Annotated in this window: 6 protein-coding genes and 2 pseudogenes; 4 read left to right on the top strand and 4 right to left on the bottom strand. The window is 69.2% G+C overall.

From position 1 onward, the window contains the following. The 4 genes from ACFWBT_RS37685 to ACFWBT_RS37670 all read left to right on the top strand — a co-directional run. The coding region (locus ACFWBT_RS37685) for a DUF4139 domain-containing protein (RefSeq protein WP_385707707.1) at nt 1-806 on the top strand (806 nt) is incomplete at its 5' end. Between the two features lie 8 nt (nt 807-814). After that, nucleotides 815-2,374: a mucoidy inhibitor MuiA family protein gene (locus tag ACFWBT_RS37680; RefSeq protein ID WP_385707705.1), complete on the top strand. Its 1,560-nt coding sequence runs from the start codon at nt 815-817 to the stop codon at nt 2,372-2,374. A gap of 492 nt (nt 2,375-2,866) precedes the next feature. Beyond that, nucleotides 2,867-3,895, top strand: coding sequence for a hypothetical protein (locus tag ACFWBT_RS37675; RefSeq protein WP_385707703.1), 1,029 nt, complete (start codon nt 2,867-2,869; stop codon nt 3,893-3,895). 105 nt (nt 3,896-4,000) lie between these two features. After that, on the top strand, nt 4,001-4,738 hold the full coding sequence (locus ACFWBT_RS37670) for a VOC family protein (RefSeq protein WP_385707702.1): 738 nt from the start codon (nt 4,001-4,003) through the stop codon (nt 4,736-4,738). A 125-nt stretch (nt 4,739-4,863) separates the two neighbouring features. Here ACFWBT_RS37670 and rph read toward each other — a convergent pair whose 3' ends face one another. The 4 genes and pseudogenes from rph to ACFWBT_RS37650 form a co-directional block, all read right to left on the bottom strand. Beyond that, complete coding sequence (gene rph, locus ACFWBT_RS37665; RefSeq protein ID WP_385707701.1) at nt 4,864-7,461, bottom strand: rifamycin-inactivating phosphotransferase; 2,598 nt, start codon at nt 7,459-7,461, stop codon at nt 4,864-4,866. 714 nt (nt 7,462-8,175) lie between these two features. Beyond that, a pseudogene (locus ACFWBT_RS37660) lies at nt 8,176-8,268 on the bottom strand (IS5/IS1182 family transposase); the annotation flags it as partial. Between the two features lie 109 nt (nt 8,269-8,377). After that, nucleotides 8,378-10,183 (bottom strand): fatty acyl-AMP ligase, encoded by a 1,806-nt coding sequence (locus ACFWBT_RS37655; RefSeq protein ID WP_385707700.1) that lies wholly within the window; start codon nt 10,181-10,183, stop codon nt 8,378-8,380. 71 nt (nt 10,184-10,254) lie between these two features. Then, a pseudogene (locus ACFWBT_RS37650) lies at nt 10,255-11,018 on the bottom strand (hypothetical protein); the annotation flags it as partial.

The raw sequence follows: 11,018 nt of genomic DNA, 5'->3' as shown, positions 1-11,018 counted from the left end.
GCTCCACCCTCGTCCTGAGCGGCCCCGCCGAGCAGGACGGGCGCCGGGGCCGGTTGTTCCCCGACTCCGCCTTCGACCCGGTGGCGGCCGAGTACCGCCGCCGCGCCGAGACGGTGGCGTCGTTGCCGCTGCCCGGGCACGCCGTGCGGCCCCGCGAGTCGGCGGGTTCCTTCGACCACCGCTTCGACGCCCTCGCCCGCGCGGACGTCCCCTCGGACGGCACCTGGCACACCGTCACCATCGGCGAGATCCCGGTCGGACTGCGCACCGAGTACCTGTGCGTGCCGTCCGTGGAGCAGACCGTGTACGCGACGCTGGCGCTCGCCAACGCCACCGACCAGGCCCTGCTGGCCGGACCGGTGGAGGTCACCGCCGACGACGAGTTCCTGCTGACCGCCGCACTGCCCACGCTCGCCCCGGGCGGTGAGTGCCGGGTGGGGCTCGGCCCGGCCGAGGGCATCCGGGTCACCCGTCGTACGAACCTGCACGAGTCGACCTCGGGGCTGCGCAACACCACCACCGTGCTCGACCACCGCGTCCACGTGGAGCTGGCCAGCCGGCTCGCCGGACCGGCCACCGTCGAGGTCCTCGAACGGGTTCCGGTCGCCTCCGACACGGACGTCCGGATCGAGGAACGGGCCGACTGGACCACGCCCCCGGACGACGCGGAAGGGGAACACCATGCCGCTGGGACACGCGTCTGGCGCGTGGACCTGCCCGCCGGCGCCACCACCGCCCTCGACGGCGGCTACGAGATCCGTATCCCGTCCGCCAAGGCCCTGGCCGGCGGCAACCGCAGGAGCTGACGCACCCCATGTCCACGGCACCGGAGCCGATCCCCCTCCCCGTCACCGCCGTCACCTGCCTGGAGGACCGCGCCCACGTCGAGCGCACCGCCGTGCTCGACCTCGGGGCCGGAGTCCAGCGGCTGCGTCTGGGGCCCGTCAGCGCGCTGGCCGTCGACCGTACGCTGCACGCCGAGCTGACAGCCGAGCACCCGGCGACCGTCCTCGACGTGCGGATCGTCCGCGGCTGGACGCCGCGCGGGCCCCGGCCCGGCGACCACGACTCCGCCCTGCGCCACCGCGTGCACACCCTCGAAGAGGACCTGGTCGCCCTGAGGCGGAAGCGCGACCGACTCCGGGCCCGCCTCGACACACTCGGCCGTCTCGCCGCCGATCTGCTGCGGGAGGTCGGCGAAGGCGCCGGCTCGGGAGAGCTCGACGGGCCCCGCTGGACCAGGGAACTGGACCGTGTGGACGATGAGCGCGGCTCCTACGGCGAGCAACTGCGCGCCGTGGAAGCCCGTCTGGACTCCCTCAGCACCGAACTCGCCACAGTCCAAGGGGCCTTGACCCTGGCCGAGGAGGAGCCCGCAGAGCTGACCGGCCACATCGAACTGACCGTGGAGGCCGCGGCCGCCGGGCCCGCAGGACTGCGTCTGAGCCATCTCACCGCGTGTGCGCTGTGGCGGCCCGCCTACCGCGCCGTCCTCGACGGGGAACGCCTCACGCTGGAGACCGAGGCGACGGTCTGGCAGCGCACCGGCGAGGACTGGTCGGACGTACGGTTGACGCTGTCGACGGCGCGCTCGGCACTGGCCACCGATCCCCCCCGGCTGAGCGAGGACCGGCTCAGGCTCCAGGACCGCTCCTCCCAAGAGCGCCGGACCGTCGATGTCGAGCTGCGCGAGGAGGAGATCGCAGACCTGGGCCCGACCCCCGTGCTCGGCCTGCCGGGAGTGGACGACGGCGGCGAGGTACGGGTACTGCACTCCCCCACAGCGGTCACGGTGCCCTCGGACGGCCGCGCCCACCGCGTGCCGCTCTCCGCCTTCACCACGACCGCGAGCAGTGAGTACGCCTGCGCACCCGAGCTGTCCCCGCTGGTGACGCAAGTGGTGCGATGCGACAACCTGTCCGGCCACGCCCTGCTCGCCGGCCCCGTCGACCTCGTCCTCGGCAGCCGGTTCAGCGGCCGCGGCACCCTGGACTTCACCGCCCCCGGCGCCCCCGTCGAACTCGGCTACGGCAGCCGCGACGACCACCGGGTCACCCGGCACACCGACGAGACCCGCGACACCTCCACGATCACACAGCGCACCGTGCTCACCCGCACCGTCCGCCTCCACCTGTCCCGGTTCTCCACCCCCGACGAACACGGCGATCGCGTGATCGTCCTCCGCGAACGGATCCCGGTCTCCGAGATCTCGGCGGTGCAGACACGCCTGCGCGAAGAAGACTGCTCCCCCGCCCCCGACGCCCTCGACGCCGACGGCATCGTCCGCTGGAACCTCACTGTCCCACCCGGCGGCCGGCGCACGGTCACCCTGGTCTACGAACTGACGGCGAACGCCAAGGTCACCGGGCTCTGAACCCTGGCGGTGATTCCTCGACGGCGTTCCGCCCGGAGTCACCGCCACTCCTCAGCGGTGACGAGCGATGCATTCCTGTCGCAGCGGGTAGAGGACACAGCACCGCACGATGCGATGGGCACTGAAACACCACGCCCGGAGGGAACCGTACGGAGAGTGACAGGCGGGGAGTGACAGGCGGGGTGTCACCGTGCGGGCCTTGACGATCGCCGCGTCCACGTAGTTGACATTCCAGGGGGTCACGTGAGCACTGCCTGTGTGGGAAACGTCCTCGTCGTCATTCTCCCCGCAAGGCTCACCACAGCGGTCCCGTCGGACGACTGGCTACCCGGCCCCCTTCCCGTTCAGTACGACGGTCTCTGCGCGCATCTTCACATGAGGAGCTCCCACTTCCTGCCCGCTGTTTCCAGGTTGCTCTATGGCACATCGGCGGCACCACGCCGCTGGCATCGCCTCGCACCTCGGAGCGCGTCCGACGCGCCCTTGCTCGCGGTGGAGCTGCAGCTCGCCGATACCGGGGGCGATGAGCGAAGCGCTCACGTGATCCTGCATCTTCGGATCGATGACACCGAGGTTCTCGATGTCGTCCGGTATTTCGCCGGGCGGCCCAAGGCTCCGCAGTGGGAGCTGCCCGGAGCCGACCTGTTCGGTCCCTCTGTCACCATCACCTGGCCGGGGCACGCCTCCTTCCCGTTCGTCCACCTGAAGACGTGGGAGGCTCCCTACACGCTCGCCCTTGTCACACCACAGCACGCGCCGCTGCCGAACGTGTATCCGTCGGAGGCCGGCGTTCCCTGGGATCCCGCAGACCAGTGGCTGTTCACTCTTGCCTCTCGGACGGCGCTGGTGGACTACCCGCCACATCCCGAGAGTCACCAGCAGCTCATGGCACACGCGATGAACCACTCCGCGTCCTGGAGGAACCTGATCCTCAATCAGGGGGCCGCATTTGTCGGCCTGCGCACCGGGAACTCGTTTCATTCCGTCTGCGAGCTCTACGTAAGAGGCCTCTATCTGGACACACTTCTGTTCGGGATCCTCCAGAACGACCGGCTGGAAAGGATGGCCCGCAAGGTGTCGGACTCCTTGAGTTCCCGGAATCTTGCCGTACAACTCGGGGCGCTCGAAAGCGACCTGGCGGTGTTCCGCGGCACCCACTGGAAGCAGGAGATATCCTCCGACAGCCGGACCAACAGCATTCTCCAGACCTTCCAGCAGCAGCACAGGATGACCACACGTTACGAGCAGGCCGTCACGGAAATCAGTGAACTCAACCGGCTTGTCCAGACGCAGGAGAGTCGACAGATCGGAGCCGCCCTCGGGATCCTCACCATTTTGGGGCTACCTCTGGGGACGGCCTTCAGCATCCTCGACGTACTCGAACTGCACTCACTGCGAAGCCTGATGTTCGCCCTGGCCAGCACGGCTCTCTTGTCCGGGCTCATGCTCCTCACCCCGTACGGACGCACCGCGCTCCGCTCACTGCGAGCGATCCTGCCCAACAACAGGCATCGCCTGTGAGCCTCCAGGCCCGGCCGTCGGTCGATCCGCCGGGCCTCACCCCGTCCTGGGTCTCACATCGTCCTGGGCCGCGCGGAGGCAGAGCGCGTGCATAGGATCGCCGGCATGACGCTGCGACCTGTCCTGGTGAACATCAAGGCACTTGACGACTCGGCGGTCGGCCGCTTCTGGGCAGAGGCACTCCGCTGGCAGGTCTCCAGCTCGGAACCCGGCGCGACCGCGGCCAAACCCGTCGGCTTCGATTGGCTGGACCCCGTCGGCGTCTGTGTCGACGTCATCGCCGTCCCGGAACCCAAGACGCCGACGAAGAACCGTGTGCACCTCGATCTCGCCACCACCTCCGCGGCCCATCAGGCGGAGTTGGTCGCGCGCCTCCAGGTTCTCGGTGCGACCCCCGCCGACGTGGGCCAGGGCGATGTGCCGTGGACGGTCCTCGCCGACCCGGAGGGCAACGAGTTCTGCGTGCTGGAGCCCCGGGAGGTCTACCGGGACACGGGGCCGATCGCGCGGGTGGTGGTCGACTGCGTGGATCCGCGGGCCATGGCCGCGTTCTGGGACGAGGCGATGGACTGGACCCTGCACGAGGCGACAGACGATCAAGCGGTGTGGCGCTCCGCCAAGGGTGTCGGCCCGTATCTGGAGTTCCACCGCACCGGCGCGAAGACCGTGCCGGACCGCGTCCATCTCGACCTGGTGCCGGACCCCGGTGACGACAAGGCGGCGGAGGTGGCCCGCCTTCGAGCCCTCGGCGCCACCGACCTCGACGTCGGCCAGGGCGACGTCCCGTGGACGTGTCTGGCCGACCCGGAGGGCCACGAGTTCTGCGTCCTCGCCCGGTCCTGACGCGGAGCGGAACGGTTACGGTCATGTCCGCGTGTGCGCGTAGTGCGCTGCGGTCATGGGGTGGTCATCAACTCCTCGGCGCTGTTTGGTCGTTAGCTACGGATGGGGCTTCTCGGTGTGGTCGGTCAAGGCAGGATCTCGACGTACCCGTCGGTTCCGTGCACGCGGATCCGCTGCCCGTCCCGGATCAGCCGGGTGGCCTGATCGACTCCCACGACGGCCGGCAGGCCGTACTCCCGGGCGATCACCGCGCCATGGGTCATCAGGCCGCCCACCTCCGTCACCAGGCCCGCGACCGCGACGAACAGCGGCGACCAGCTGGGGTCCGTGAAGGTCGTGACCAGGATGTCGCCCGCCTCGAGATCGGCCTCCGCCATGTCGAGGATGACGCGGGCCCGTCCCTCTACGGTCCCGGCGGAAACCGGCAGGCCGATCAGGGCACCGGCCGGAACGTCGTCGCGCCGGTACGCCCCGGTGACGGCCTCACCATCCGATGTGAGCACCCGGGGCAGGGTGAGCGCGTGGTACGACCGGAACGCTTCCTTGCGCTGCTGGACGAGCTGGTCATCCACCTGGTGCGAGCGCACGACGTCGTGGAGTTCCTGGAACGTCAGGTAGAAGGCGTCGTCCTTCTCCCGAAGCACGCCTGCCTTCACAAGGCGCTCGGCCTCGTCCATCAGGGCCTGCTTGTAGACGAAGTAGCGGCTGACGATGCCGTACTTCGGGTACTCGCGGTATCCGATGAAGGTACGGACCCGGTCGATCATCCGCTTGGTCTCGTCGGCTTTCCGGTCCCCGTCCGGCAGGGCCCGCAAGCGTGACAGCACCTCCTGCTCCTTCATCCGCGCCTTCCGCCGCCCTCGCTCGAAGCGTCGCTCTGCGGCGCCCGGCTCGAAGTTCCTGACGTTGTCGAGGATCACGGGCACGAGCGTGGTGGGGCGCTCGCGCCACCGTGGCCGCGTGATGTCGATCTCGCCGACGCAGCGCATGCCGTACCGGTCGAGGTAGGCCTCGATGGCGTCGCGCGCTTCGGTCCCGCCCGCGAGCTTCGCCAGCTCGTCCAAGAAGCCCTCGTCCTCGACGCCCTGCAGGAACGCCACCACTTCGGACTGCGGGCGGATCACGTCCGCGACATCGAGCAGCGCCAGTCCCATCTCGGACGTGACGTTGTCGGGGGCGGACAGCGTGAGCGTGTCAGCGGCGTTCTTCTCGCCCAGCCCCTCCTGCAGGGTGTCGTTGAGCCACCACGTGGCCTCCATCCCCGCCATGATCGCCTGCATGCTCAGCGGATCACCGAGGACTCGCTTGTGCTCGTCGAACGCCTCCAGCAGGAAGTCGAACAGGGCCGGTCCGGTCTTCGTCCGGATGTCTCGCTCCAGGGCGGTGACGGACGTCCGGCTGCGTTCGATCAGCTCGGTGACGATGGCCGGATCGGTCTCGATCGGGACGGGCGCGCCACTGGCCGACGGTCCACCGGGACGCGCGTCCGGGAGCGACGGAACGAAATCGTCACGGTCGAGGACGGTCTCCAGAGCGTCCCTGACCAGCGGATCGCCTCTCCCCATGACGTCCAGGAGGCCGGCGCGGCTCGCGGGTGAGGCCAGGCGCCGGGTGACATCGACGAACAGCCTGCCGGCGGCCTCGTGCATCGGGACCATGGCCGTCAGCTGCCACATGGAGAACCCCAGGGGCCTCATCGGGTCGGTCATCATCTGCTGATGCCCCACGGAGACGTAGACGTGATTCTCCTGGTCGCCGGCCTCGGGGATGGGGAACAGCGTCGTGATCGGCCGGCTCTGAACGATCTGGAAGCCGTCATCGACCAGACACCATTCGATGTCCTGCGGGCGGCCGAAGTGCGCTTCGATCCGCCGACCGAGCTGCACGAGCCGCACGACCTGCGCATCCGTCAGCGCCGGTTGCCTCTGCTGCCGCGCGTCGACCGCCACTTCCCGCGTACCGCCGGTCGGCAGGGCGTGAACGGCGCGCTGTTTGGCGGCGATCGTCTTGTCGACGACTTCGCCGTCTCGCACCTTGAAGACGTCCGGGTTCACCAGACCGGAGACCAGTGCCTCGCCGAGGCCGAAGCCGGCGTCCACGGTGGCGACCTTCCGGTTGCCCGTGACGGGGTCGGCCGTGAACAGGATGCCGGAGGCCTGAGGCAGGACCATCAGCTGGACGACCACTGCCATGTGGACCGTACGGTGGTCGATGCCGTTCCGCCGGCGGTAGGTCACGGCCCGCTCGGTGAACAGCGAGGCCCAGCACCGGCTGACGTGTTGGAGGATCGCCGTCGGCCCCACCACGTTCAGGTACGTGTCCTGCTGGCCGGCGAAGGAGGCCGTCGGCAGGTCCTCCGCCGTCGCGCTGGATCGGACGGCGCACGCGGCTCGCTCGCCGAACTGGGCGAGCGCGCTGGTGACCGCCGCCGCGAGATCGCCCGGGACGGCAATCCCTTCGATGGTCCGACGAATCCGCGCGCTGAGCGTGCGGACCGCCTCCCGGTCGTCCGGGGTCAGGCGCGACAACTGGTCGAGCAGATCGTCGATCGACGGCGCTTCCGCCATGATCCGCCGGAAGGCGTCCGTCGTCACGCAGAAGCCACCCGGCACACGGACGCCTTCGATCCGCGACAGCGCGCCCAGGTGCGCACCCTTGCCGCCGACGACCGCGACCTGCGTCTCGTCAACCTCTTGAAGGTCCAACACGTACTGCTCGATCATCGCGACACCTCCGAGGCAGCCGTGTTCCGTTGCATTGCGGTGGCCGACCGAATCACCGGCGCCTCCAGCTCTGTCGAACCTCTTGTCGAGCGTGTACTCATCCCCGATTGCCTTCCCTCTGACGAGTCGGCGGGGCGCTCCGCCCAGTGGGGCGGCGCGCACCCCCGCACCTCCGCGCCGAGCACCCGCACTGCCGATCCCACCACTGGTTCGACGTCACCGCGTCCCCCGTTCGTCGACAACACCCGCACGTCGTGCCCCCGTTTCCGCAGCTTGTGGCCTCGGCCGACGATTCTGCGCCGAGACCCGGGCCTTGCGGCAAGCCCCCCAGCGCGCTATAACTTGAGAGCGGCAAGGAGAGAGCTCTCCTTGCCTTTGCCTTTTGCCGTCCCATGGAACTGACCAGCTTCTCGCGAAGCGGTGGCGCACCGCGTGCGGGTCCGTCGGTGGAACAGGCGCGTGAGCGACACGACGCACGCGGACCGGTCGGGCCCATGCGGCCAGAGGCGGCGTCACCAGCCGCCCCCCCTGCAAAGGATGGTTGGGTGTACGAAATAGACAGCGACATGGTGAGTGACCCCCACCATGGAGCGGTGCCCCCTACGGCCATCATCGCGGCATGGGAGGTTGATGAGTGCGGGAATCTCACCGGCACCTATCAGGCGAATCCGAACTACGACCCACGGACGTGACGAGTGCCGTCATCCAGTGGCCGCACAGGGACTCCATCCGCCGGTAGGTGATCAGGCAGCAGGCAAGTTCGAGGAACGCTCCGTGAACGTCCGCCCTGCGTTCCCATCGGATGCGCGGGACGTCGGAAGCCGTGCGGCCGGGCGGGATCCGGCGTCGGTGAACCCGCACGGTGCCCTGGTCGGCAGGGCACCGCCAGGGCACCGGATACGCAGCAGGCGCACCGTCATTCGATGAGGGCCGCCTCGAAGGAACCCCCGAGGTACCGGTCCCGGCTGTCGCGCCGTTGCAGCTTGCCGGTCGTCGTGAGCGGCAGCGTCCCCGGCTTGAGAAGGACGACGTCGTGTACCTGAATGCGGTGTCCCGCATGGACAGCGCGCCTGATCTCCCGCTTGATCTCCTGGGCGGTCACTTGATCACCAATCTCGCCCCCGGCCGCCGTCGTCTCGGCGAGGACGATGAGCCGTTCGTGTGCGCCGTCATCGACCGACACGGCGCAGGTACCGAACTCGCGGACTGCCGGGTGGCTGGCCTCGACGGTGGCCTCGATGTCCTGCGGGTAGTGGTTGGCGCCGGCGATGATGATGACATCCTTGGCCCGGCCGGTGATGAACAGCTCCCCGTTCTGCACAAATCCGAGGTCACCAGTACGGAGGAACCGCTTCCCCGGCTGGTCGGGAAGGGACCCCATGAAGGTCTCGGCGGTCTCCTTGGGAGCGTTCAGATACCCCGTCGCGACGCTCGGGCCGCATACGAAGATCTCACCCACCTCGTCCTCTCCGCAGGGCTTGCCTGTCTCCAGGTCTACGGCTATGGCCGTGCTCAGCGGATGGATCGGACCGCAGCCGACCAACTCCCGGCTGTCCTGTGCCGACGCGGCTGGGCGCACCTTTCCGACGGCGAGCGACTCGGAGTCCAGCCGCAGGACTTCCGGGGCCTGGCCGATCGGCACGGCCGTGACCATCACGGTCGCCTCGGCGAGGCCGTACGCGGGGGACAGCGCCTCGCGCCGGAACCCGGCCTCCGCGAATGCCGCGCTGAAGCGGTCGAGCGTGTCGGAGCGGACGGGCTCACCTCCGACCATGGCCATCTCCCAGCGGCTGAGGTCGAGTTCCCGGCGCTGAGCGTCCGTCACCCGGCGGACGCACAGGTCGTAGGCGAAGTTCGGCGCGCAGCTGTCCGCGCGTCCGAGCCGGGAGATGGCCCGCAGCCACGTGAGCGGACGCTGTACGAAGGTCATCGTCGGCAGCAAGGTGACGTCCCGGCCGGTGAAGAGGGGGTCGAGGACATTGCAGATGAGGCCCATGTTGTGGTGGGGCGGCAGCCACGACACCGACGACGGGCGGGGCAGCCCGGCGTCGTCGGCAGACCGACGCGTGTTGTCGTATATCAACGACAGGTTGTGCAGCACATTGCCGTGAGTGATCGCGACGCCCTTGGGCACCCCGGTCGATCCCGATGAGTACTGCAGATAGGCGACCATCTCAGCCTCGGCCACCGGTGGGCTCCACTCCTGAGCCAGGTCCAGGTGTACCTCGTCGGTCGCCACCCGGTTGAGTCGGGCGAGCCCGTCGGTTTCGGTGAGGACGTGCTCCGCGGCGGCAAGCACCGGGCCGGTCGACAGGAACAGCGAGGGCTCGGAACTCGCGGCGATCGACTCCACCCGAGTCCATTTGGCGTTGCTCCGCGTCCCGTCGAGGGGGGCCACCGGCACCGGGATCAGACCCGCATAGATGCAGCCCAGGAAGGCGACGTGGAAATCCAGTCCCGGCGGGTAACTGAGCAGCGCGCGTGCGCGCGCGGCAGGAACCTGCTGTCGTAGCGTCACGGCGACCGCTCGTGCCCGGCGGTCGAGTTCGGCCAGGGTCAGTGATGCTGTTTCCTCGACACCGTCGCCCAGGAACACAAAGCTCTTCCGGTCGGGCTCTGCTGCCGCACGAGTGCGGCACAGGTCGATCAGCGTCGGCAGTGCGCTGTGCTCGCCGGCCACCGTCTCCGGCAATCGGACACCGTGCTCGTGATGGGTTCGCATGTGACCACTCCAAACGGAGGAAGAGAAAGAAGGCGGCGCACAGTTCGCGCGCCCCCTGCACGGAGCGAGGTTCAGACTGTCGCGAATGCCTGCGCCCGGTACTTGGACCGGCACTGTGCGCGCTGCAACTTGCCGCTGGTGGTGAACGGCAGCGCACCGGCCTTGACCAGGAGGAGATCGTCGGCCCGGAGGCCGTGCCCGGCGAAGACGGCCTCCTGGACGGCTTCTTCGACCTCGCCCGCCGCGATGATCGCGCGGGCACCTGACGGATTGTCCGGGACGGGGGCGGCCATGACGCGGTACCGGCTGTTGATCTCAGCCAGAACGACGAGGCGTGTGCGTCCGCCGTCCTCGACGGTGAAGGCGCAGCAGCAGCCCTCCCGTATGGCGGGATGGCTTGCTGCCGCGGTCGCCTCGATGTCGTACGGGTAGTGCTGCACGCCCTCCACGACGATGAGGTCGTCCACACGGCAGGTGACGAAGAGCTGACCTCCGTCCAGAAAGCCCAGGCTGCCGGTGCGCAGGAACCGGCGGCCCTCGTGGCCGCCCACGGTGGCGCTGAACGTACGCGCTGTCTCCTTCGGGGCATTCCAGTACGCGGCACCGATACTCGGTCCGGAAGCCAGGATCTCCCCTGTCTCGTCCGAGGCGCACGGTTCGCCGGTGGCCGGGTCCACCACCGCGATGGTCATGGACGGGTGCACCTGGCCCAGGCCGACCAGTCGGCGGACCTCGTCCTCGCGACCGGCTCGCTGCACCTTGCCTTTCGCCAGCGCCACCGCGTCGAACCGGCGGATCACCGGTTCGGGCTCCACCGGCCCGCCGCTGAGCATGA

This window comes from Streptomyces sp. NPDC060027, from assembly GCF_042737005.1.
Classification (GTDB): Bacteria; Actinomycetota; Actinomycetes; order Streptomycetales; family Streptomycetaceae; genus Streptomyces.
The sequence above is the reverse complement of the archived record's forward strand: the minus strand, read 5'-3'. Positions and strand labels throughout refer to the sequence as shown.